Source organism: Streptomyces ziwulingensis, assembly GCF_039542605.1.
Taxonomy (GTDB): domain Bacteria; phylum Actinomycetota; class Actinomycetes; order Streptomycetales; family Streptomycetaceae; genus Streptomyces; species Streptomyces ziwulingensis.
The window spans coordinates 1-22,043 of sequence record NZ_BAABIG010000109.1 but is presented as its reverse complement, the minus strand read 5'-3'; the positions used below and the strand labels follow the sequence as shown (position 1 = coordinate 22,043).

The 22,043-nt window shown below is 74.1% G+C and carries 19 protein-coding genes and 1 pseudogene; 7 read left to right on the top strand and 13 right to left on the bottom strand.

Annotation, left to right across the window (positions count from 1 at the left end; translation table 11 throughout):
• The 3 genes from ABEB00_RS35475 to ABEB00_RS35465 all read left to right on the top strand — a co-directional run.
• Nucleotides 1-748, top strand: a 748-nt coding sequence (locus ABEB00_RS35475) for an elongation factor 1-alpha C-terminal domain-related protein (protein WP_425586631.1), incomplete at its 5' end; no start/stop codon positions are given.
• Nucleotides 736-915, top strand: a complete 180-nt coding sequence (locus ABEB00_RS35470; protein WP_345624857.1) for a hypothetical protein — start codon at nt 736-738, stop codon at nt 913-915. The genes ABEB00_RS35475 and ABEB00_RS35470, both read left to right, overlap by 13 nt.
• Before the next feature lie 8 nt (nt 916-923).
• Nucleotides 924-1,694: a sirohydrochlorin chelatase gene (locus ABEB00_RS35465; RefSeq protein WP_345624856.1), complete on the top strand. Its 771-nt coding sequence runs from the start codon at nt 924-926 to the stop codon at nt 1,692-1,694.
• Nucleotides 1,695-1,716: 22 nt separating this feature from the next.
• On the opposite strand, the gene ABEB00_RS35460 is transcribed toward ABEB00_RS35465, so the two are convergent.
• The 5 genes and pseudogenes from ABEB00_RS35460 to ABEB00_RS35440 all read right to left on the bottom strand — a co-directional run bounded on the left by ABEB00_RS35460 (nt 1,717) and on the right by ABEB00_RS35440 (nt 6,682).
• A complete protein-coding gene (locus tag ABEB00_RS35460; protein ID WP_345624855.1) occupies nt 1,717-2,265 on the bottom strand; it encodes a DUF1697 domain-containing protein in 549 nt (182 codons plus the stop codon).
• A gap of 18 nt (nt 2,266-2,283) precedes the next feature.
• Nucleotides 2,284-3,547, bottom strand: a pseudogene (gene mgt, locus ABEB00_RS35455) (macrolide-inactivating glycosyltransferase).
• A gap of 29 nt (nt 3,548-3,576) precedes the next feature.
• Nucleotides 3,577-4,851 (bottom strand): ABC transporter substrate-binding protein, encoded by a 1,275-nt coding sequence (locus ABEB00_RS35450; RefSeq protein ID WP_345624854.1) that lies wholly within the window; start codon nt 4,849-4,851, stop codon nt 3,577-3,579.
• 59 nt (nt 4,852-4,910) lie between these two features.
• A complete protein-coding gene (locus ABEB00_RS35445; protein WP_345624853.1) occupies nt 4,911-5,744 on the bottom strand; it encodes a carbohydrate ABC transporter permease in 834 nt (277 codons plus the stop codon).
• Nucleotides 5,741-6,682 carry a carbohydrate ABC transporter permease gene (locus tag ABEB00_RS35440; RefSeq protein ID WP_425586630.1) on the bottom strand — a complete coding sequence of 314 codons (942 nt, stop codon included), beginning with the start codon at nt 6,680-6,682 and terminating at the stop codon, nt 5,741-5,743. Before ABEB00_RS35440 ends, ABEB00_RS35445 begins: the two co-directional genes overlap by 4 nt.
• 156 nt (nt 6,683-6,838) lie before the next feature.
• Between ABEB00_RS35440 and ABEB00_RS35435 the strand changes: the two genes are divergently transcribed.
• A complete protein-coding gene (locus ABEB00_RS35435; RefSeq protein WP_345624852.1) occupies nt 6,839-7,702 on the top strand; it encodes a phosphotransferase enzyme family protein in 864 nt (287 codons plus the stop codon).
• 28 nt (nt 7,703-7,730) lie between these two features.
• On the opposite strand, the gene ABEB00_RS35430 is transcribed toward ABEB00_RS35435, so the two are convergent.
• Nucleotides 7,731-8,453, bottom strand: coding sequence for a 3'-5' exonuclease (locus ABEB00_RS35430; RefSeq protein ID WP_345624851.1), 723 nt, complete (start codon nt 8,451-8,453; stop codon nt 7,731-7,733).
• 113 nt (nt 8,454-8,566) lie between these two features.
• On the bottom strand, nt 8,567-9,814 hold the full coding sequence (locus ABEB00_RS35425) for an SAV2148 family HEPN domain-containing protein (RefSeq protein ID WP_345624850.1): 1,248 nt from the start codon (nt 9,812-9,814) through the stop codon (nt 8,567-8,569).
• Between the two features lie 414 nt (nt 9,815-10,228).
• Here ABEB00_RS35425 and glgX point away from each other — a divergent pair, with 414 nt between their 5' ends.
• Both glgX and treY read left to right on the top strand, forming a co-directional pair.
• Nucleotides 10,229-12,349: a glycogen debranching protein GlgX gene (gene glgX, locus ABEB00_RS35420; RefSeq protein WP_345624849.1), complete on the top strand. Its 2,121-nt coding sequence runs from the start codon at nt 10,229-10,231 to the stop codon at nt 12,347-12,349.
• Nucleotides 12,350-12,483: 134 nt separating this feature from the next.
• Nucleotides 12,484-14,892: a malto-oligosyltrehalose synthase gene (gene treY / locus ABEB00_RS35415; protein ID WP_345624848.1), complete on the top strand. Its 2,409-nt coding sequence runs from the start codon at nt 12,484-12,486 to the stop codon at nt 14,890-14,892.
• A 39-nt stretch (nt 14,893-14,931) separates the two neighbouring features.
• Here treY and ABEB00_RS35410 read toward each other — a convergent pair whose 3' ends face one another.
• From ABEB00_RS35410 to ABEB00_RS35400, 3 genes are all read right to left on the bottom strand, one after another.
• Complete coding sequence (locus tag ABEB00_RS35410) at nt 14,932-15,369, bottom strand: SSI family serine proteinase inhibitor (protein WP_345624847.1); 438 nt, start codon at nt 15,367-15,369, stop codon at nt 14,932-14,934.
• Complete coding sequence (locus ABEB00_RS35405; RefSeq protein ID WP_345624858.1) at nt 15,366-16,682, bottom strand: M14 family zinc carboxypeptidase; 1,317 nt, start codon at nt 16,680-16,682, stop codon at nt 15,366-15,368. Before ABEB00_RS35405 ends, ABEB00_RS35410 begins: the two co-directional genes overlap by 4 nt.
• Nucleotides 16,683-16,925: 243 nt before the next feature.
• Nucleotides 16,926-17,477 (bottom strand): FHA domain-containing protein, encoded by a 552-nt coding sequence (locus ABEB00_RS35400; protein WP_345624846.1) that lies wholly within the window; start codon nt 17,475-17,477, stop codon nt 16,926-16,928.
• A gap of 178 nt (nt 17,478-17,655) precedes the next feature.
• Between ABEB00_RS35400 and treZ the strand changes: the two genes are divergently transcribed.
• Complete coding sequence (gene treZ, locus ABEB00_RS35395) at nt 17,656-19,401, top strand: malto-oligosyltrehalose trehalohydrolase (RefSeq protein WP_345624845.1); 1,746 nt, start codon at nt 17,656-17,658, stop codon at nt 19,399-19,401.
• Nucleotides 19,402-19,434: 33 nt separating this feature from the next.
• On the opposite strand, the gene ABEB00_RS35390 is transcribed toward treZ, so the two are convergent.
• From ABEB00_RS35390 to ABEB00_RS35380, 3 genes are all read right to left on the bottom strand, one after another.
• Nucleotides 19,435-20,448: an aminoglycoside phosphotransferase family protein gene (locus tag ABEB00_RS35390; protein WP_345624844.1), complete on the bottom strand. Its 1,014-nt coding sequence runs from the start codon at nt 20,446-20,448 to the stop codon at nt 19,435-19,437.
• Between the two features lie 37 nt (nt 20,449-20,485).
• On the bottom strand, nt 20,486-21,613 hold the full coding sequence (locus tag ABEB00_RS35385; RefSeq protein ID WP_345624843.1) for an aminopeptidase P family protein: 1,128 nt from the start codon (nt 21,611-21,613) through the stop codon (nt 20,486-20,488).
• 106 nt (nt 21,614-21,719) lie between these two features.
• Nucleotides 21,720-22,043 (bottom strand): PDZ domain-containing protein (locus ABEB00_RS35380; RefSeq protein WP_345624842.1); only part of this gene is annotated, 324 nt, incomplete at its 5' end.

Here is a 22,043-nt window from a genome sequence, read left to right as displayed (position 1 = left end):
CGTCGTGGACCCTTCCGCGCACATGGACTGGTACGGCGGTCCCACCGTCCTGGAGCACCTGGAGACCGTGCCGGTCAGCCATGACCTGGCGCACTGCCACGCCCGGCTGCCCGTGCAGTACGTGATCCGGCCGCAGACCGCCGAACTCCCGGACTACCGGGGGTACGCCGGTCAGATCGCCGCCGGCAGCTTCCGGGTCGGCGACGCGGTCACCGTGCTGCCGTCGGGGCGCACGACCACGGTCTCCGGCATCGACCTCCTCGGCGAGCGGGTCGACGTCGCCTGGACGCCGCAGTCGGTGACGCTGCTGCTGGCGGACGACATCGACGTCTCCCGGGGCGATCTGATCGTGCCCAGCGAGGACGCGCCGGCCACCTCGCAGGACGTGGAGGCCACCGTGTGCCACGTCGCCGACCAGCCGCTGACCGTCGGCCACCGGGTGCTGCTCAAGCACGGCACCCGCACCGTGAAGGCGATCGTCAAGGACATCCCCGCCCGGCTCACGCTGGACGACCTGTCCCTGCACCCGCACCCCGGGCAGCTCATCGCCAACGACATCGGCCGGGTGAAGATCCGGACCGCCGAGCCGCTGCCGGCCGACTCCTACGCCGACTCGCGGCGCACCGGCTCGTTCATCCTGATCGACCCCGGCGACGGCACCACGCTCACCGCCGGCATGGTCGGCGAGTCCTTCGCCGCGCCCGAGCCGGTCAAGGACGCGGCGGACGACGACGGGTGGGACTTCTGACCGTGCGCGTCCGCTGCTTTCCCGCGGGCCGGACGGGGACGGCACTCGCCGTTCCGTCCCTGTTCGTCACCCACAACGTGCGCGAGGCCGTCCGGCTCGCCGAGCGCGTGGTGCTGCCCTCCCGTCGCGGAGCTGTCCCAGGCCGCGGCCTGCTGGTGAGGAGCTGAGGCATCCCATGTCCCGACCGGTCCGCCCCGTCCTTCTGGTGATCGCCCACGGCAGCCGCGATCCGCGGCACGCCGCGACCGTCCACGCCCTGGTCCGCCGGGTCAGGTCGCTGCGCCCGGACGTCCGGGTGGAGACCGGCTTCCTGGACTTCAACGTGCCCTCCGTGCCGGGCGTCCTGGAGTCCCTGGCCGCGGCGGGCGTCCGGGACGTGGTCGCCCTCCCGCTGCTGCTGACCCGCGCCTTCCACGCCAAGGCGGACATCCCGGCGGTCCTGGCGGCCGCCCCGGCCGGGCTGCGCGTGCGGCAGGCGGAGGTGCTCGGCCCGTCCCCGCTGCTGGTCTCGGCGCTGGAGCGGCGCCTGTACGAGGCGGGCCTCACGCCCGCCGACAAGTCCTCGACCGGGGTCGTACTGGCCTCGGCGGGGTCCAGCGACCCGGAGGCGATCGCGGTGATCGCCGACCTCGCGCGGGAGTGGCGGCACACCGGTTGGCGCGCCGTGCGGCCCGCGTTCGCCTCCGCGTCCCTTCCCCGCACCGAACAGGCCGTCCGCGAACTGCGCGACCTGGGCTGCGCGCGGGTCGCCGTCGCCCCCTACGTGCTGGCCCCCGGCTTCCTGCCGGACCGCATCGCGCGCGGCGCCGCCGGGGCCGACGTCCTCGCGGACGTCCTCGGCCCGGCGCCGGAGGTGGCCCGGCTGCTGCTGGCGCGGTACGAGCAGGCGCGGGCGCGGGCCCGAGGACGGATGCCGGGGCCGGTGGCGGTGGCGGTCGGCGCCTGAGGGGCGTCCCCGGCGGACGTACTCACTCGCCGGTCAGCTCCACGAGTTTCACGACGGTGTTCCAGTTGCGCGTGGTGGCGACGACGCCCTTGGTGACGCGCGGCCTGGCGAGGGCCTCGGCGAGCCTGGAGCGGCCGAGTCCGTCCGGGGCGTACAGGTACAGGGCGCGGTCGCCGAGGCGGAACTCCTCGGGGAGATGGGCGGCCCGGTCGATCCCGGCGAAGCGCTCCTCGTCGACCGGGGCGGAGAAGTAGGTGACGTGGAGCTGTCTGGGCTGGAGGCCGGCGGCCGGGAACGGACAGCCGTCGGCGACCGCCCGCAGATAGGCGTGGTCGCGCACGATCACGTCGGCGGCGAAGCCGAAGCGTTCCTCGATCGCGGCCGCCAGCCCGACGGCCAGGGACTCCTCGTCACCGCTCCCGGCCGCGAACACGGCCTGTCCGCTCTGCAGATGGGTGCGTACGGCCGTATGGCCGAGGCTCTCGACGAGGGTGCGCAGGTCGGCCATCGGGAGCTTCCTGCTGCCGCCCACGTTGATCCCGCGCAGCAGCGCGGCGTACATCGTCGTCATGGGCACACCCTAAAACGGCTACCGGGCGGGCAGTTCCGCCTCGATCAGGTCGGCCGCGCGGCGGGTGCCGCCCTCCTCGGCCATCTCCGCCTGGATGTCCTTCAGCCGGCGGGCCGTCTCCGGGTCGTCGACCAGGGCGAGGGCGGCCGTGCGCAGCGCCTCGGCGGTCGCCTCCTCGGTGGTCAACTGCCGGGCCACCCCGAGCGCCTGGAGCATGTCCGCGTTGCCGAACTGGTCCACCGCCTGCGGTACGGCGATCATCGGGGTGGCCGTGGCCAGGCCCTCCTGACTGCCACCGGCCCCGGCGTGGGTGACGAAGAGGTCGGCCTGTCTCAGCACCGCGAGCTGCGGCACCCAGGAGTGCACCTCGACGCCGTCGGGCACCTCGCCCAGTTCGGCGGGGTCGACGTGCCGGCCGATCTGGAGCACCAGGTGCCAGCCGGGCAGCGCGCCGAACGCCGCCACGCACCGGCGGTAGAACTCCGGCCGCTTGGTGAAGGACGACCCCAGTGAGACGAGGACGACCTTCCGCGCGTCCTCGGGCCGCCGCCACTCCCCCTCCGCCGCGCGGTCCCCCTGGCAGGCGCCGACGAAGGAGTACACCGTCTCGTCCACCCGGTCGGCGTTCGGCTGGAGCGCCTTCGGGATCAGCACCAGCGAGCGGGCGGGGTGGCCGCCGAAGGTGTCGGGGTCCTGGTCGATCCCGTTCTCGTCCAGCCAGGCCTGGAAGCGGGCGTAGTACGCCTTGCCGCGTTCCGTCCCGCGCGGCTCCTCCCACATCGGCTTCGCCACCTCCTCCTCGTAGCCGCGCCAGGCGACGAGGTTCGGGGAGAGGGAGACGGCGGGCACGCCCCAGCGGTGGGCGAGGACACGCGCCGGGTAGGAGGTGATGTCGTGCAGGACGAGGTCCGGTTCGTCGCCCCGGTACGCCGCGACGAGCTGCGGGAGCGCCTGGACGGCGTCGTCCAGGAACGGCTCGACGTTGTCCAGCAGGGTGCTCCCCCATGCCTCCGGGTCGGCGTCGGGGCCCGGCAGCGTGGAGTTCCACAGGACGGGTTCGGCACCGGCGCCGGCGACCTTCTCCGCGAAGGCGGGCGGAATCGCGTACGTCACCCGGTGCCCCCGGGCGACCAGCTCACGGATCACCTCCAGGCTGGGATTGACGTGGCCGTGCGCGGCGACGGAGAACATGGCGATGTGGGCGGGGGTGCTGTGAGCGGAGGTGGTACGAGCGCGACTGGTCATGCCGACGACAGTAAGCGAGACGATACGTCTCGTGCAATAGATTTACGTCGTCGGTGCGCCGCCCGCTCACCGCTGGTAGCGGTCCAGCACCAGATTCCCGTCCTCCTCCAGCCGTTCCCGCAGTTCCCCGAGCCCGATCGCGCCGCTGTAGTACTCCTGGAACGCCGGCGTCGCCACCTTGTCCTTCCACTCCGGATACCCCCGCACCGACTGCGCCGGCGCCGACCGCAACCGCCCGGCGAGCGCCGTACCGACCGCCCACCCGTCCTCCCGCGTCCGCAGCGCGGGGTCCCGCAGCGCCGCGCTCCCGGTGGGCAGCATCCAGTCACCGAGCGCGAGCCGCACCATGTTGTGCGGCCGGAGCAGGAAGTCGACGAAGGCGGCGGCCTCCTTCTTGTGCGGACTCTCCGCGGCGACGGAGAGCGTCTGCGGGCTGACGCCCTGGATGAGCCCGTCCTCCCCCGCGGGAGCGGGCAGCACCCGCCAGTCGAACCCCTCCGGCGCCTGCTGCTCGATCTGCTGGCGGTAGGAGAACCCGAGCGGCACCATCGCGTACTTCCCGGCGAAGAAGCCGGGCAGCGTGTCGGAGCCGCCGCTGCCCAGCGTCGTCGCGGAGGCGCTGCGGTCGGTGTTGACCTGGTCGTGGATGGTCCTCGGCACCACCTCGTCGCCCGCCTCGAAACGGACCGTCACCTTCCCGTCGGCGCCGCGGTGGAAGAGCTGCCCGCCCGTCGACAGCGACAGGTTGAGCGAGGCCGACACGGGTTCCTTCAGCGGCCAGGCCACCCCGTATCGCCCCGGACCGCTGAGTTCCTTCGTCACCTGCCGGAACTCCGCCCAGCTCCAGGGCCGTTCGACCGTGGGGACGCGGACGCCCGCCTCGTCGAGCAGTTCGGCGTCGGCGATCAGGACGCGCGGCTCCTGGAGGAACGGCACGCCGTAGATCCCGTCCTCGAAGGTGACGGTCTCCCAGCTCCGGGCGGGGATGTCCGACCGCAGCCGCCCGGGCAGCAGCTCGGTGAGATCGGCGAGGTAGCCGCCGTAGGCGAAGTCCGCGAGGTCGTCGGAGGCGTCGTGGATGATGTCCGGTGCCTCGCCGCCCTCGAAGGAGGTGAGGAGCTGGTCGTGGACGCTGTCCCAGCTTCCCTGCACGTACTCGACCCGGATGTCCGGATGGGCGGTGTTCCACTCCGCCACCAGCTCCTTGCTGACCGCCACGGACTCCTCCTGCCAGGCCAGCGACTGGAAGCGCAGCGTGATCCGGCCGTCGTCCGCCGCGCCGCCGCCGGAACAGCCCGCGAGCAGCAGGAGCAGTACGGCGATCACGGGGATCACGGGCATCGTCGTGCGCGTCGGAGGGATTTTCGTGCGCGGCCGGGAGGTGCCTGCGGTGGTGCGCATCAGCTTTTCACCGCCCCGGTGAGCATGCCGCCCGTGATCCTGCGCTGGATGAGGGCGAAGACGAGAAGGGAGGGCAGCGTGGCGAGGAAGGCCGCCGCGGCGAGCGGACCGAGGTCCGCGACGCCCTCGGCGCCGATGAAGTGCGTGAGCACCACCGGCAGTGTCTGTTTCTCCGGGGTCTTCAACAGCACCAGCGCGAAGAAGAACTCGTTCCACGCGGTGATGAACGCGAAGAGGGCGGTCGCCACGATCCCCGGCGCGAGGAGCGGCGCGGTCACCGACACCAGTGTCCGCAGCTTTCCGGCCCCGTCGACCGCCGCCGCCTCCTCCAGCTCGCGCGGCACGGCCCGCACGTACCCGGTGAGCATCCACAGCGCGAACGGCAGCGCCCAGACCACGTACACCGTCACCAGCCCCGGCACCGAGTCGATCAGCCGCAGGTTCTTCAGCACCAGGAAGAGCGGAATGATCACCAGCACGAACGGGAACGCCTGGCTGACCACCACCCAGCCGGTGGCCGCGGCGGTGAGCCGGGAGCGGTACCGGGCCATGACGTACGCCAGCGGCGTGGCGACCAGCACGGCGATCACCGCCGCGCCGACGGCGGCCAGCAGGGAGTTGAGCGCGGCGTGCAGCAGCGGCTGCTCGTCGAACGCCTGGCGGAAGTTGGCGAGCGTCGGGTCCTCGGGGATCCAGGTGGGGTGCAGCCCGGCCAGTTCCCGGGGCGGTTTGAAGGCGGTGGAGAGCAGCCAGAGGAAGGGGAAGGCGAGGAAGACCAGGTACGCCAGCAGCGCGGTGTACTGGAGTCCTCGCACCCGGGCCGAGGTCCTCACGCGTCCTCACCTCCCCTGAGCCGGCCGGCCAGGAAGACGGCGAGCAGGACCGAGATCACGGCGACCATCACACAGCCCATCGCCGCCGCGTAGCCGAACTGTCCATAGCGGAAAGCCTCCTCGTAGGCGAAGAGCATGGGCAGCCGGGTCCGCCCGCCGGGTCCGCCGCCGGTCAGCACGTAGACCAGGGCGAAGGAGTTGAAGTTCCAGATGAGGTTGAGCGCGGTGATGGAGAGCGCGACCGGTCTGAGGGCGGGCCAGGTCACCGTGCGGAACCGGCGCCAGGCGCCGGCGCCGTCGACCGCGGCGGCCTCGTGCAGTTCGCGCGGGGTGTTCTGCAGTCCGGCGAGGAGCGCGACCGTGGTCTGCGGCAGGCCCGCCCACACCCCGACGACGATGACGGCGGGCAGCGCGGTCGCCAGGCCGCTGAGCCAGTCCCGGCCGTCGCCGAGACCGAGGTCGCGCAGGGTCTCGTTGAGGATGCCGGCGTCCGGGTTGTAGACCAGCCGCCACATGATGCCGACGACGACCTCGGGCATCGCCCACGGGATGATCGCCAGGGCACGGGCCAGCCAGCGCAGCCGCAGCTCCTGGTCGAGCAGCAGGGCGAGGCCGAGGGCGAGCAGGAACTGCGGCACGGTGACGCCGACCGCCCACACCAGCCCGATCCGGAACGACTCCCAGAACAGGGTGTCGTGCAGCAGGTCCTGGAAGTTCAGGCCGCCGATCCACTGGGTGGGCTCGGTGCGGCCGGACTGGGCGTCGGTGAAGGCCAAGGAGACGCCGTAGAGCAGCGGGCCGACGCTGAGCACGAGGATCGGGATCAGGGCCGGCAGCACCAGGAACCAGGCACCGGGGCCGCCGGCGCGCGGTGGCCGCCCCGGGCCGGGCGCCCCGCGCCCGGGTTCTCGCACCCTCGCCTCGGTCGGCGGCACCACGGCATCAGCTCCTTCGCGGGTCGGGGCGGGCCACGTCATGCTCGTGAAGGCAACGTGCCCCGTCAAGGCACCACGTACCGGGCCCCACCTGTGCGGATGCGACACTGGCCGACGCGACGGGTGGGAAAACGGACAGGTGGGACACGGAGGCGGACGATGGACGAGGCGCGGGCGCGGGAGGTACTGGCGGCGGCGGGCGTGCTGCCCGGACCGGCGGAGCGGGCGCGGTTGCTGGCCCTGGGCGAGAACGCCGTGTTCGCCGCCGGTGACCTGGCGGTCAAGGTGGGGCGCGACGCCGAACTGCTGGACCGGGCGCGCCGCGAGCTGGCCGTCGCCGTCTGGCTGGAGGAGGCCGGGGTGCCGGCGGTCCGGGCCGCCGAACCGGAGGCGCGGCTCGTGGCCGGGCACCCGGTGACGGTGTGGCAGCGGCTGCCCGAGCCGGTGCGGCCCGCCGAGCCGCGCGACGTGGCGGAACTGCTCCGGCTGGTCCATGCGCTGTCCTCCCCCTCCTTCGTCCTTCCGGCCCGCGATCTGCTGGGCGGTGTGGAGCGCTGGCTGCGGCTCGCGGGCGACGCCGTCGACCCCGCGGACGCGGCGTATCTGCGGGAGCGCCGGGACGGTTTCGCGACGGCCGCCGCCGCACTCGTCCCGCATCTGCCGGCGGGCCCGATCCACGGCGACGCGCTGCCGCGCAACGTGCACGTCGGTCCCGACGGGCCGGTCCTGATCGACCTGGAGACCTTCTCCAGCGACCTGCGCGAGCACGACCTGGTGGTGATGGCCCTCAGCCGCGACCGCTACGGCCTGCCCGCCGAGGCGTACGCCTCCTTCACCCGGACCTACGGCTGGGACGTGCGCGACTGGGAGGGCTGCGCGGTGCTGCGCGGCGCCCGCGAAACGGCCAGTTGTGCCTGGGTCGCGCAGCACGCGCCGAGCAACCCCAAGGCACTGGCGGAGTTCCGCCGCCGGGTGGCGTCCTTGCGGGACGGGGACACGGCGGTCCGGTGGTACCCCTTCTGAACGCCGACCGGTTCCTCGGAGTGCCGGGTCAGACCCGCTCGTCGGCCGGCGCGCGCAGCGGCCAGGTGCCGTCGACCACGGCGGTGGCGTCGCCCTTGCGGCGCAGGAAGCTCTGGAAGTCGGCCGCCCACTCGGCGTACCACTCGATCTGGCGGCGGTGCAGCTCCGCCGGTCCGAGCGCCGCCACCTTGGCGTGCCGGCCGGCTATCGCGCAGGCGAGCCGGGCCGCGGCGAGGGCGTCGGCGGCGGCGTCGTGGGCGGCGGTGAGCGGCACCCCGTACTCCGCGCAGACCGCCTCCAGGTTCCGCTTGCCGCGGCGGTAGCGGTCGACGGAACGGTCGATGGTGTACGGGTCGATGACCGGGGCCGGGTCGAGGCCGCCGAGGCGGTCGCGCAGGGACGGCAGGCCGTGGCGCCGCAGTTCGGCGGAGAGCAGGGTGAGGTCGAAGGCCGCGTTGTAGGCGACGACCGGGACGCCGGCCAGCCAGTGGTCCGCGAGGACGCTCGCGATGGCCTCGGCGACCTCGTCGGCGGGGCGGCCCTCGGCGCTCGCCCGCTCGTTGCTGATGCCGTGGACGGCGACCGCGTCGGCCGGGATCCGCACGCCGGGGTCGGCCAGCCACTCCCGGTGTCCCACGGTCTCGCCGGCTCTGACCTCGATCACGGCTCCCGTGACGATGCGCGCCTCGCGCGGATCCGTACCCGTCGTCTCCAGGTCGAAGCCGATCAGCAGTTCCCGGTGCCAGGCCATGCGCGGCCCCCTTCTCGTGGTGCGTTCCCCCAGTGGCCTTTACCCTCGCACGCACCACTGACAATCCGGCGTCCGCGGTGCGTCCGGACCCCGGGAAGGGGGCGGCGAGCCAGTCAGGAGACCGGTCGCGAATCCACCCACATCGACTCGAACTCCTCGCGGTAGGTGCCGAAAAGGCCGCTTTCGTCCGGCTGTCCCGACTTGACGACCTTGCCGCCGTTGCGCCCGTTGCGCAGGACGAGCACGGGTGCCTCCATGCCGCGGGTGCGGCGCAGATAGGACTGCACGACCGCGATGCCGTCGGCGCCGTCGCCGTCGACGAGGTAGGCGGTGAAGCGGGGTGTCTCGTCGAAGACCTGGATCTCGAAGGCGCCCGGGTCGCGCAGGTGGGAGCGGACCCGGCGCATGTGCAGGATGTTCGTCTCGACGGCCCGCCCCAGCTCGCCCCGCTTGATGCCGAGTTCACGCTCGCGGCGTTTGACCGCGCTGGAGGCCGGGTTGAGGAAGAGCAGCCGCACCCGGCTGCCCGCCTCCGCCAGGCGCATCAGCCGGCGCCCGGAGAAGTTCTGCACCAGCAGGTTGAGGCCGATGCCGATGGCGTCCAGGCGGCGGGCCTCGCCGAAGATGTCCTCGGCCGGGAACCGGCGCAGCAGCCGGACCCGGTCGGAGTGGACGGCGACGACGTCCGCGTACCGGTCGCCGATCAGGTCCTCGACCGCGTCGACGGGCAGTCTGCGCGCCGAGGGCACGTCGCCGCCCGCGCCGAGGATCTCCAGGAGCCGGGCGGAGGCCCGCTCGGCCTGGCTGAGGACCGCCTCGGACAGCGCCCGGTTGCGGGAGACGACGTTCCGGGTGACCTCCAGCTCGTCCAGGGCGAGTTCGACGTCCCGGCGCTGGTCCATGTAGGGCTCGAAGCAGGGCCAGTGCTGCACCATCAGCTCGCGCAACTGGGGCAGGGTGAGGAAGCTGAGGACGTTGTCGTCGGCCGGGTCGAGCAGATAGCCCTTGCGGCGGCTGACCTCGCGGACGGCGACCGCGCGCTGCACCCACTCCTGTCCGGCCGGTCCGGCCGCCGCGACCACCCACTCGTCGCCGTGCACCGGTTCGTAGACCGGGCGCAGCACGGCGGCCACGACGGCACGCAGCCGCTGTTCGACCAGGTTCAGCCAGATGTAGGCGCGGCCGGCCCGCTGGGCGCGGGTGCGCACCTCGTGCCAGGCGTCGGCGTCCCAGTCGAGTTCCGGACCGATCGCGCCGGCGCCCATCGGCCGCGCCAGGGACACCGCACCGGGCGGGACGTCCGTGGAGCTCCCCTCGTGACCCTCGTCACCAGGGGGCAGCTCCAGCCCTCCCGAGCCCACCCGCGCACCGCCTTCCGCTCCCGGGGACGTTCCCGGGCACTCCCTGCCCAACGATCAAGGAAGGGTACTCCGCGAGCGGTGCGCGGTGCAGCCCGATGCGCAGGCTCGTTCCCCAACTTCCCAAGTGTGTGAAGGGGTTCCGGCTGCGCGGGTGGTGCCGGAGTGAGCGGATTCATAGAGGTGAAGAGGAGCGGCAGGTGGGCACTCGTGCGCTCGCGGGAAAGCTCGCGGGAAAGAAGAAGCACAAGTCCTGAGTGCTTCCCTCACTTTCGGGGAGACTCATGGCCCCAGGGCGTGTTTCGAAAGTAGCGTCGTCTGCCCGGAGGGCAGGCCAGGCGTCGCCCGGCAGACGGGACTTTCGAAACACGCCCTGGGCGTCCCCACCGGCACCGCCCACCTGAAAGAGTCGTATCCATGCAGGTCTGGCCTGGAGAGGCATATCCACTCGGTGCCACGTACGACGGTGCGGGCACCAATTTCGCGGTCTTCACCGAGGCCGCCGACCGAGTAGAGCTCTGTCTGCTGCACGACGACGGCTCCGAGACGGCGATCGAACTGCGCGAGAGCGACGCGTTCGTGCGGCACGCGTATCTGCCGGGGGTGATGCCCGGACAGCGGTACGGATACCGCATGCACGGGCCCTACGCCCCGGAGCACGGACAGCGCTGCAACTCCGCGAAACTCCTCCTCGACCCGTACGCGCGTGCGATCAGCGGCGCGGTCCAGTGGGGTGAGGAGGTCTACGGCTACCACTTCGACGACCCCGACCGGCGCAACGACCTCGACTCGGCCCCGCACACGATGTCCTCGGTCGTGGTCAATCCCTACTTCGACTGGGGCGACGACCGGCGCCCGCGGACCGAGTACCACCACACGGTCATCTACGAGGCGCACGTCAAGGGCCTGACGATGCGGCACCCGGGTCTGCCGGAGGAGCTGCGCGGCACCTACGCGGCGCTCGCCCACCCCGCGCTGATCGAGCACCTGACCGAGCTGGGGGTGACGGCGCTGGAGCTGATGCCGGTGCACCAGTTCGTCAACGACCACCGCCTGGTGGACATGGGCCTGAACAACTACTGGGGCTACAACACCATCGGCTTCTTCGCCCCGCACAACGCGTACGCCTCCTGGGGCGACCGCGGCCAGCAGGTGCTGGAGTTCAAGTCGGCGGTCAAGGCACTGCACGAGGCCGGGATCGAGGTGATCCTGGACGTCGTCTACAACCACACCGCCGAGGGCAACCACCTGGGTCCGACGCTCTCGTTCAAGGGCATCGACAACCCGTCGTACTACCGGCTCACCGACGATCCCCGGTACTACATGGACACCACCGGCACCGGGAACTCGCTGCTCATGCGGTCCCCGCACGTCCTCCAGATGATCATGGACTCGCTGCGGTACTGGGTCACCGAGATGCATGTCGACGGGTTCCGCTTCGATCTGGCGGCCACCCTGGCCCGGCAGTTCCACGAGGTGGACCGGCTGTCGTCCTTCTTCGACCTGGTGCAGCAGGACCCGATCGTCTCCCAGGTCAAACTGATCGCGGAGCCGTGGGACGTGGGCGAGGGCGGCTACCAGGTCGGCAACTTCCCGCCGCTGTGGACCGAGTGGAACGGCAAGTACCGGGACACCGTGCGGGACCTGTGGCGCGGCGAGCCGCGCACGCTCGCGGAGTTCGCCTCCCGGCTGACCGGCTCCTCCGATCTCTACCAGCACGACGGCCGCCGCCCGCTGGCCTCGATCAACTTCGTGACCTGCCACGACGGCTTCACCCTGCACGACATGGTGGCCTACAACGAGAAGCGCAACGACGCCAACGGCGAGGACAACCGGGACGGCGAGAGCCACAACCGGTCCTGGAACTGCGGGGCCGAGGGCGAGACCGACGACCCGGCCGTCCTGGAGCTGCGCAGGCGGCAGATGCGCAACTTCATGGCCACGCTGCTGCTCTCCCAGGGCGTGCCGATGATCAGCCACGGCGACGAGTTCGCCCGCACCCAGCGCGGCAACAACAACGCCTACTGCCAGGACAACGAGATCTCCTGGGTGCGGTGGCCGGCCGACGAGGAGGGCGACGGCACCGGGATGCGGGACTTCACCCGCGCGATGGTGTGGCTGCGCCGGAACCACCCGGTCTTCCGCAGGCGCCGCTTCTTCCACGGGCGGCCGGTGGAGGGCACCCACGACGAGCTGTCGGACATCGCGTGGTTCACCCCGGAGGGCGGCGAGATGGCCCAGCGGGACTGGAACTCCGCGCAGGCGTCGGCACTGACGGTGTTCCTGAACGGCAACGCGATCTCCGAGCCGGGCACCCGCGGGGAGCACATCGGCGACGACTCGTTCCTGCTGATGTTCAACGCCTCGCCCAAGACGCTCGACTTCGTCGTGCCGGTCGACCACGGCCGGCAGTGGGAGGTGGTGGTCGACACCGCGCTCACGGAGGGGGTGCCCACGGAGACCGGCCGCAAGGTGCAGGCGGGAGACCGGCTGACCCTGGTGGACCGGAGCCTGACGGTGCTCCAGCGGCCCGTCTGAGCGCCGTCGCCCGACCCGGTCGCGGGGGAAGCGGTACGTTCCCCCGCGACCGGGCCGGGCCCGTCACCCCCGCGGCCGCACGCGCGGGAAACGGTGATGACACGAATCGGGGCGGGGCGGGTACGTAGCACTGCATGACACCTGAGCGACGCGAACCGTCGGCGCCCGCGCTGCCCCCGGCCCCCCGGGCCACGTACCGGCTGCAGCTCCAGCCCGAGTTCCCGTTCGAGGCCGCGGCGCGAGCCGTGCCGTACCTGGCCTCGCTCGGCGTATCCCATCTGCATCTGTCGCCCGTCCTGGAGGCGGTGCCCGGCTCGCCGCACGGCTACGACGTCGTGGACCACGGGCGCGTGCGCGAGGAGCTGGGCGGCGAGGAGGGGCTGCGGGCCCTGTCGCGCACCGCGCGTGAGCACGGCCTGGGCCTGGTGGCGGACATCGTGCCGAACCACATGGCGATGTCGCCGCGGCACAACCACGCCCTGTGGGAGGTGCTGCGCGAGGGGCCGAAGTCGCCGTACGCGCGGTGGTTCGACATCGACTGGGAGGCGGGCGACGGCCAGGTGCTGCTGCCGGTGCTGGGCGCCCCGGTCGGCGAGGTGCTGGACCAGTTGCGGGTCGACGGCGACGTGCTGCGCTACCACGACCACGCCTTCCCGCTGCGGGAGGGGACCGCGGAGCTGCCGCTGCCCGAGCTGCTGGACGCGCAGTGGTACCGCCCGGCGTGGTGGCGGCTGGCCCGCACCGAGCTGAACTACCGGCGCTTCTTCAGCATCTCCGAGCTGATCGGCGTACGCGTGGAGGACCCGGAGGTCTTCGAGGCCACGCACGCCGTGATCCTGCGGCTCCTGCGCGAGGGCGTGCTCGACGGGCTGCGGATCGACCACCCGGACGGTCTCGCCGACCCCACCGGCTACCTCGAACGGCTGAACGAGGCGACCGGGGGCCGCTGGACGGTGGTGGAGAAGATCCTCGCCGGCCAGGAGCAGCTGCCGGCCGCCTGGCCGGTGGCGGGCACCACCGGGTACGACGCCCTGCGCCGCGTCGACGGGCTGTTCGCGGACCCGGCGGGGTACCGGGAACTGCTCGCGGAGTACCGGCGGTACGCGGACCCGCGGCCGGACCGGGGCGGGGAGTGGGCGGCGACCGTGCGGCGGGCCGCGTACAGGGTGGTCACGCACGAACTGGCCACCGAGACGGAGCGGCTCTCGCGGGTGGCGCGCCGGCTCTGCGAGGCGGCGCCCGACCCCGCGCTGCGCGACCGGGCGCCCTGGGCGCTGCGCACCGCGCTCCAGGAGCTGCTGGTCCGGATGGAGGTCTACCGGCCGTACACCCCGGCGGACGCGGCCCGGGTGGTCACCGAGGAGGCGGCGGCCGAGGCGCGGCTCGCCTTCACGGTCCCCGAGGAGGGCGGCGCGGTCGGCGTCGTACGGGATCTGGTGATCGGCCGAAGTGGCGACGGGCCGGACGGGGAGGAGCTGCGGACGCGGTTCGCCCAGACCTCGTCGGCGCTGCGGGCCAAGTCGGTGGAGGACACGGCGTTCTACCGCTATGTGCCGCTGCTGTCGACGAACGAGGTGGGCGGGGACCCGGGGCGCCCGGCGGTCTCCCCGGAGGAGTTCCACGCGTACTGCGCGCGCGTGCAGCGCGACTGGCCGCTGACCGGCACGGTGCTCTCGACGCACGACACCAAGCGCAGCGCCGACGTACGGGCCGCGCTGGCCGTGCTCACCCAGTGCCCGGAGCGGTGGGCGGACCTGCTGGCGCGGGTGGCCGGGGCCGGGGAGGACGCGCCCGACGGACAGCTCGCGTGGGCGGCGTGGCAGACGGTCTTCGGGCTCGGTCCCGCCGACGGGGAGCGGGTGTCCCAGGCGCTGCTGAAGCATGTGCGCGAGGCGGGCCTGCACACCGCTTGGACGGAGCGGGAACCGGCGTACGAGGAGGCGGTGGCCCGGTTCGTGGCGGCGGGGCCGTGCGGGGCGCCGGGGAAGCGGGTGGCCGCGCTGCGCGAGGAACTCGCGCCGCACATCCGGGCCAACGTCCTCGGCTCCGCGCTGGTCCACCTGACCATGCCGGGCGTGCCCGACCTCTACCAGGGCACCGAGGCGGAGTACCTCGCCCTGGTGGACCCCGACAACCGGCGGCCCGCGGCCTTCCCGCCCGCCGACGCGGACCCGGACGCAGACGCCGGTTCCGGTGCGAAGGAGGCGGTGACCCGGGCGGCGCTGGCGGTGCGGGCCCGGCGGCCGGACGCGTTCGGCGCGGCGGCGACGTACGAGGCGCTGCCCGCCGAGGGCCCGGCGGCGGCGCACTGCGCGGCGTTCGCGCGCTCCGGTGCGGTGGTCACCGCCGTGACCCGGCTGTCGCTGCGGCTCGCGGAGGCGGGCGGCTGGCGGGAGACCCGCCTGGCGCTGCCGCCGGGCCGGTGGTCCGACGTGCTGGCTCCCGGCCGCGAGTTCACCGGGCAGGTCGCCGTGGCGGACCTCTTCGCCCGGCTGCCGGTGGCGCTGCTGGAGCGGGTGGAGCGGCCGGCCACCGGTACCTGACCGGCGGCCGGCCCGCTCCCGGCGCTCACCGCCCGGCGCTCACCCCTCGGCGCGCCGGTCGAGTGCGAAGACCGAGCCGGTGGCCGCCGCCATGACGCAGGCGTTGGGGAAGGTCCGGGTGTACTCCACCCGGTGCCCCTTCCACTCGCCGCGCGCGTGGGCGGTCACCGGGGCGTGGATCATGGGGCAGGGGACGGCCTCCCCGGGGGCCGCGATGCCCGCGATCCGGCCGTCCGCCGCGTCGAGTTCCGCGCAGGCGCGGGCGGCCCGGGCGTGGCCCGACGGCGGGTCGCAGAAGAGCACGGTGCTGTCGCCGGCGCCGGCCCGGTTCGCGCCGCCGCTGACCGTCAGGAGCAGCCAGTCGGCCGCCGCGCCGCCGCGCGTGGTGGCCTGCGCGGGCGCGGACCAGGTACCGAGCAGGGCGGCCGCCGCGAGCAGGCCGGCGCTCACCGCTCTCGTTGTCGTGGTGTACGTCATTCCCAGTGCATCGGCACGGTGGCCGGTGAACCCCAGCCCGCCTCACCCGAACGGGAACAGGCCAGGGTGTGCCGCACGGCCAGGTCGAACGCGGTGAGCACCGCGCGCACCTGGTACTCGGCCTGCCGGGCGACCGGTATCCAGCGCGCCCCGCAGCCCTCCCGGTAGTCGGCGCACCACCGGTCGACGAGCCCTTCCAGCTCCGGCAGCACGTCGGCGGGGTCGCGGCCGGAGACGGACACCACCTGGTGCAGCAGGCCCGCCGTGCGCAGGGCGAGCCGCCGTCCGGCGATGCGCAGCGCGGCCAGGTGCGCGGTGCTCAGCGGCGGCAGCTTGCGCCCCGACCCGTCGTCGGTCCCGGGGTCCCAGGTGTCCGCGAGCCGGGGGCAGACCAGCAGGTAGTCGTCGACCGGCGCGAGCATCCGGGCGGTGTCCGCGCCGACCGGCAGATGCGGCCGGAGCCGGGCGAGCAGCCGCAGCAGCAGCCGGGTGTCGTGGCGCAGGGTGGTGCTGACGGCGCGCAGCACCGCGTCGAGGTCGGCGGGGGGCGAGGCGTCGGCCACGGCGGCCACGCCCCACATGGGTGACTCGACCACGGCCGTGACGGTGCCGTAGCGCCGCGGATGGGTCCAGGTGGAGTCGACCGCGGCCTCGGTGATCGCCTCGGTCAGGTCGCCGCGCCGCGGCGGTGGTATCCGGTAGACGGCGGGTCCCAGGTCCGGCCAGTACAGGGCGTCGTAGGCGCCCAGCTCGCGGGGGATGCCGAGGCGGGCGGCGTGGTGGGCGAGCCGCTGGGCGAGGCCGGGCAGTTCGTGGGTCAGCTCGACGAAGCCGCCGCCGACGTCGACGCCGTGCAGCGAGCACTGGAGGAAGGGCCGCAGCTCCTCCTGGAGCGCGAGCAGGGCGCGGGTCTCGGGCAGCACCGCCTCGGCCGGGCCGTCGGGCAGCCACTCGGGCTGTTCCAGGAAGCCGGGCCGGAAGAAGTGCCGGACGTAACGGCCGAGGGTGTACGGGCCGGACAGCCAGCCCTCGTTGCGGCGCAGGCCGTCGGGGTCGAGGCAGAGCAGCAGGTTCCAGGTGGCGTCGGCGCCCTCGGTGAGCCGGGGGTCGGACACGGCCCGCTCGGCCAGGCGCAGGGCGGTGGCGCCCCCGACGGGTTCGTTGGCGTGCGGTCCGGCGACGATCAGGACCTGGCGGCTGCCGTGCCCGATGGACAGCAGCCACAGCGGGGTCCCGGCCCGGGAGGTGCCGACGCTGCGCAGCCGGGTCCGGCCGGGGTGCCGGGCGGCGAACGCGCCGGCCTCGGCACCCAGTTCGTCGACGGTCGGATAGCGCGGGAGGGGCGGCAGGGCACACCTCCGTACTGCGCCGTCGGGATCACCTGAGGTGCGCGGTGTACGCACAGTCAGTCACGAGTTCGGAGGTACGTCAACACCGCGCGGGGCGGACGGGAGGGGTCCGCGCGGGGCCGCCGGCGGTGGTTCGTCCGGGGTCCGCGACGGCCCGTACCGGGGGCGCGTACCGCGGCGCGTATTGGGGCGCGTGTTGGGGCGCGTTCAGCTCGTGGCGAGCCGGAACGACATCCGGCCGAAGCCGATCTGGTCGCCCTCGCGGACGACGGCGGCGCCGATCACCCGCCGTCCGTTCACCGTGGTGCCGTTGGTGGAGCCGAGGTCGCGCAGCACCCACATACCGCCCTGGCGGCTCAGCTCCGCGTGCACGCGGGAGACCGTCTCGTGGTTCAGCCGCAGCCCGCTCGCGGGGTCACGGCCTATGCGCAGCGCACGGTCGGTGCCCGGGTGCGGCAGCAGCAGTTTGGGCAGCCTCTCCGCCTGCCAGGCCCCGCGCAGCCGTACGGTGAACCCGGAGACCGCCTCGACGGTGCCGAACACCAGGCGGCCGGCCCGGCCCTGCGCGCGCAGGTCGGCGGTGAGCACGGCCAGTTCCCGGGGGTGGCGGGCGGCGAGCGCCAGCTCCATCCGGTGCAGGAACGTCTCGTGCGACAGCCGGCCCGCGGCGGCCCCGTCCCGCAGGACTTTCAGCACCTTGTCGCGCTCCGCGTCGGACAACCGCGCGGGGTACGTGTGGAACTCGGAGGACGGCGTCACACCAATGATTGTCCGTCAGCGCGGTCGGAGGTGTCCAGATTCCGGGAGAACGGCCGCACCGGCCCGCCCCGCCGGCCCCACCCGTCCCGTGAGAACCCGTTCACCGGCGGAGGAACCGTGTTTGAGAGGACCATGGACGGGCTACGTCACGGTGAGCAGAGCGAAGGGGAACCGTTCCGTGCAGTTCGAGGTGTGGGCACCTGAGGCCGGCCTGGTGACGCTCCAGTGCGACGGCGTCACGCAGGCGTTGGAGCGAGATCCCGAGCGGCCGGGATGGTGGCGGGGTGAGGCGGAGGCAGCGGACGGGTCGCGGTACGGATACGCGCTGGACGACGGCCCGGTGCGGCCCGACCCGCGCTCCCGGCGGCAGCCGGACGGGCCGGACGGGCTGAGCGCGGTCGTCGACCACGAGCGGTTCGCCTGGCGGGCCGGCTGGGCCGGGCGCCCGCTGTCCGGTGCCGTCCTGTACGAGCTGCACGTGGGCACGTACACGCGCGAGGGCACCCTCGACGCCGCCGCCGACCGCCTCGACCACCTGGTGCGCCTGGGTGTCACCCATGTGGAGTTGATGCCGCTGTGCCCCTTCCCGGGGCGGCACGGCTGGGGGTACGAGGGTGTCTCGCTGTGGGCGGTGCACGAGCCGTACGGCGGGCCCGAGGCACTGAAACGGTTCGTCGACCGGGCCCACGCGCTGGGTCTCGGGGTGGTCCTCGACGTCGTCCACAACCATCTGGGCCCCTCCGGCAACTACCTGCCCGCGTTCGGCCCGTACTTCACGGACACCCACCACACCCCCTGGGGTGTCGCGGTGAACCTGGACGCGCCCGGCTCCGACGAGGTGCGGGACTACCTCGTGCGGAGCGCGCTGGCCTGGCTGCGCGACTACCGGATCGACGGGCTGCGGCTGGACGCGGTGCACGCGCTCGCCGACACGCGCGCCCGGCACTTCCTGGAGGAGCTGTCGGCGGCGGTGGACGCCCTCGCCGAGGAGACGGCCCGCCCGCTGTTCCTGATTGCCGAGTCGGATCTGAACGACCCGCGGCTCATCACCCCGCGCGAGCGGGGCGGCCTCGGGGTGCACGGGCAGTGGAACGACGACTTCCACCACGCCCTGCACACCGCGCTGACCGGCGAGTCCCAGGGCTACTACGCCGACTTCGCCCGCGACCCGCTCGCCGCGCTCGCCAAGACGCTCACCGGCGGCTACTTCCACGACGGCACGTACTCCAGTTTCCGCGGCCGGCACCACGGCCGCCCGCTGGACCGGGCCCGGGTCGCCGGGCACCGGCTGACCGCCTACAGCCAGACCCACGACCAGATCGGCAACCGCGCCCAGGGTGACCGCCTCGCCTCCCTGGTCTCCCCCGGTCTGCTGGCCTGCGCTGCGGCGCTGACCCTGACCGCGCCGTTCACGCCGATGCTGTTCATGGGCGAGGAGTGGGCGGCGGGCACGCCCTGGCAGTTCTTCACCGACCACACCGACCCCCAGCTCGCGGACGCGGTGCGCGACGGCAGGCGGCGGGAGTTCGCGGCGCACGGCTGGCAGGCGGAGGACGTGCCCGACCCGCAGGACCACGCCACCCGGGACCGTTCCTGCCTCGACTGGTCCGAGCCGGAACGCGAGCCGCACGCGCGGGTACTGGACTGGTACCGCCGCCTGATCGAACTGCGGCACCTGCGGCCCGACCTCACCGACCCCGGCCTCACCGGCACCCGGGTGGCGTACGACGGCGACAAGCGCTGGCTCGCCTTCCGGCGCGGGGACATCCGGGTCGCCGTCAATTTCGGCACCGAGCAGGCGGTGATCCCGCTGGGCGGCCGCCCCGCGCGGGTGCTCGCCGCCTGGGAGCCGGTGGCGGCGCCGGGGGCGGACGGGGCGCTGCGGGTACCCGGGGAGTCGGCCGTGATCCTCGTACAGGAGTGACGCGTACGGGGGTCAGCCTTCGGGGCTGGGCGGTCAAGGTTTCGGGGCCTCGCCCGCATCCCGGGCGTCCGCATCCCGGGCGTCCGCATCCCGGGCGTCCGTCTCCCGGGCGTCCGCGTGCTCGCGCAGGTCTGTGACGCGTTCCAGCAGGATCGGTTCCCAGGCGTGCCGGAGCTGGTCGGCGAGGTGGGCGGGGGGCGGGGCGGGGGTCCGGCCGGACAGGGCGGCGGCGCACCGCAGGACGGCGTCGCAGCGGGCCAGCCACAGGCCGCGCAGGCAGGGCCGGGCGCCGTAGCCGGCCAGGGTGGCGGCGCGGACGGCGGCGGGCGAACCGACGGCGAGCGCGAGGGCGGCGATGTCCTCGGCGGGGTCGCCGAGCACCGCGTCGGCCCAGCCGAGCACCCCGCGGACCCGGCCGTCGGCGCCGACGGCGAGGTGGTCGCCGGTGAGCGCGTGGTGGACCAGGACCGCGGTGCCCGGCTGGGCGGCGAGCTGGGCGGTGGCCGCGGCCGTGAGCCGGGCCGACCGGGCGGGGTCGAACTCCCCGGCCGCGACGAGGCGGGGTACGGCCCGCTCGGCGGCCCGGCGCAGCGCCTCCAGGGAGCGCGGGGCGACGCGCGGCACGCCGAGCGCCTCGGCCTGCCGGGCCGGCACCTCGCGCAGCCCGGTCAGCAGCCCCGCCAGGTCGGTCTCCCCGACGGCGGACACCGTGTGCTCCCGCGCGGACCCGCCGGGCAGCCTGGTGTCCAGCGTGCAGGGCAGGCCCGGCGCCCACTCGCCCCGGGCCAGGCTGGTCGGTACGGCGACCGGGACGTGCGGGCGGACCAGGTCGCGCAGCTTCGGCTCGCGGTGGCGGCGCGGGGCGGCCTCGCGGTCGGGCGCCAGCCGCAGCACATGGCGGTCGCCGACCCACCAGGCGGTGTGCCCGGCGGCCCCGGCGACGGGCCGGACCTCGGGTCCGCCGGCCGGGCCGGGCCCGCCCTCGCCGAGCAGGGAGCGGACGAGTGCGCGGACGGTGTCCGCGGTGGGTCTGGGTTCCTGGGTCATGGTCGCGCCGTTGTCTTCCCGGGACGGTGGGGGCCGGTCAGTCCACGGTGACCAGCTCCCGGACGGTGTCGTTCAGGCGCCGGCCGCCCTCCTCGGTCACCGTCACGATGTCCTCGATGCGTACCCCGAAACGGCCGGGCAGATAGATGCCGGGTTCGACGGAGAAGCACATGCCGGGCACGAGGGGCTGTTCCTCGCCCTCGATCATGTAGGGCGGTTCGTGGGTGGTGACGCCGATGCCGTGGCCGGTGCGGTGGATGAAGTACCTCCCGTACCCGGCGTCCTCGATCACCGCGCGGGCGGCCCGGTCGATCTCCTGGCAGGCGACGCCGGGCCGGACCGCTTGGAAGCCCGCCTCCTGGGCCTCGCGCACCAGGTCGTGGACCCGGCGCTCCTCCTGGGTGGGCTCGCCGACGTGGACCGTGCGGGAGGTGTCCGAGCCGTAGCCGCCCAGCAGGCCGCCGAAGTCGAGGACGACCATGTCGCCGTCCTCGATGACCCGGTCGCCGACCTCGTGGTGCGGATTGGCGCCGTTGGGGCCGGAGGCGACGATGGTGAAGTCGACCACCGCGTGTCCGTGCGCGCGCAGCAGCCGGTCGAGGTCCGCGGCCAGCTCGGACTCCCGGCGGCCCCGGAAGGGCAGGGCGCGGACGTCCTCGAAGGTGGCGTCCGCCGCCGCCCCGGCCGCGGCGAGCAGTTCCAGCTCCGCCGCGTCCTTGACGGCACGCAGCATGGGCAGCGCCTCGGTGAGGGAGGCGAAGGCGGTGGCGGGCAGTGCCCGCTGGAGGCCGAGCAGGTGCAGGGCCCAGGCGTTGTCGCTGACGCCGAGCCGTCCCGGGCCGTCGAGGAGGGCGGCGGTGAGCGCGTGCGGGTCCTCGCCGTCGGTCCAGTCGCGGAAGGTGAGGGCGGGGGCGCCGACGGCCTTCCCGGCGTCCGGGGCCTCCAGCGCCGGGACGACCAGGACGGGCTCCCGGCCGGCGGCGAGCACCAGCAGGGTGAGGCGCTCGGTGGCGGCGGTGGGCGCGTAGCCGGTGAGCCAGACCAGGTCCGGGCCCGGCGCCACCAGCAGCCCCGCCAGACCGGCGTCGGCGGCCGACCGGGTGGCGCGGTCCAGGCGCGCCCGGTAGTCGTCGGCGGTGAACGAGGCGGGGGTGCTGCCGGTCATCCGGTCCTCCCTGGTCGGGCGAAGTGCCTACGGCAGCATCCTGCCCGCCGCGCGGGGGCGACGCGAGCCGGTTACGGCGGTGGCCGCGGGCCGGGCGGCCCGGCGCTCAGGTGACGACCCCCGGGACGGCCGTGAGCCGCTGCCGGCCGCCGCTCGCGTGGCGCACGGTCAGCTCCACCGCGGTGCCGGGGCGGGCGCGGGCGACGGCCCGGGCGAGGTCGGCGGCCGTGTCGATGCGGGCGGTGCCGAACGCGAGGAGGACGTCGCCGCGGACGAGGCCCGCCGCGTACCCGGCGCCGGGGGCCTGAACGCCGACCAGCAGGGCGCCGGGCCGGTGGTCGTCCACCGCGGCCACGCCGAGCGTGGCACCGGCGGCTTGCGGCGCGGGGGTGGCGGGCGGCGGGGACGGCCGGGGCCGCGCCGCGGCAGG

Coding starts and splice junctions, on each gene's coding strand:
- glgX (WP_345624849.1), top strand. CDS start 10,229: ATGCAGGTCTGGCCTGGAGAGGCATATCCACTCGGTGCCACGTACGAC.
- ABEB00_RS35465 (WP_345624856.1), top strand. CDS start 924: ATGTCCCGACCGGTCCGCCCCGTCCTTCTGGTGATCGCCCACGGCAGC.
- ABEB00_RS35410 (WP_345624847.1), bottom strand. CDS start 15,369: ATGACGTACACCACGACAACGAGAGCGGTGAGCGCCGGCCTGCTCGCG.
- ABEB00_RS35430 (WP_345624851.1), bottom strand. CDS start 8,453: ATGGCCTGGCACCGGGAACTGCTGATCGGCTTCGACCTGGAGACGACG.
- ABEB00_RS35450 (WP_345624854.1), bottom strand. CDS start 4,851: ATGCCCGTGATCCCCGTGATCGCCGTACTGCTCCTGCTGCTCGCGGGC.
- ABEB00_RS35460 (WP_345624855.1), bottom strand. CDS start 2,265: ATGACGACGATGTACGCCGCGCTGCTGCGCGGGATCAACGTGGGCGGC.
- ABEB00_RS35435 (WP_345624852.1), top strand. CDS start 6,839: ATGGACGAGGCGCGGGCGCGGGAGGTACTGGCGGCGGCGGGCGTGCTG.
- treY (WP_345624848.1), top strand. CDS start 12,484: ATGACACCTGAGCGACGCGAACCGTCGGCGCCCGCGCTGCCCCCGGCC.
- ABEB00_RS35390 (WP_345624844.1), bottom strand. CDS start 20,448: ATGACCCAGGAACCCAGACCCACCGCGGACACCGTCCGCGCACTCGTC.
- ABEB00_RS35385 (WP_345624843.1), bottom strand. CDS start 21,613: ATGACCGGCAGCACCCCCGCCTCGTTCACCGCCGACGACTACCGGGCG.